Origin of the sequence: Paenibacillus taichungensis, assembly GCF_013359905.1 — a bacterium.
GTDB classification, from domain to species: Bacteria; Bacillota; Bacilli; order Paenibacillales; family Paenibacillaceae; genus Paenibacillus; species Paenibacillus taichungensis.
Genome location: NZ_JABMCC010000045.1, coordinates 1 through 205, shown reverse-complemented (window position 1 = coordinate 205; position 205 = coordinate 1). Strand labels below are relative to the sequence as shown.

The 205-nt window shown below is 49.3% G+C and carries 1 rRNA gene; it reads left to right on the top strand.

The window, feature by feature from the left end:
- Positions 1–205: ribosomal RNA gene (locus HP548_RS00300) — 23S ribosomal RNA — on the top strand; the annotation flags it as partial.

Here is a 205-nt window from a genome sequence, read left to right as displayed (position 1 = left end):
GGGGAACTGAAACATCTAAGTACCTTGAGGAAGAGAAAACAATAGTGATTCCGTCAGTAGCGGCGAGCGAACGCGGAGAAGCCCAAACCAGAGAGCTTGCTCTTTGGGGTTGTGGGACATCTCACATGGAGTTACAAAGGAACCGGTTAAACGAAGAGGTCTGGAAAGGCCCGCCAAAGAAGGTAAAAGCCCTGTAGTTGAAAGT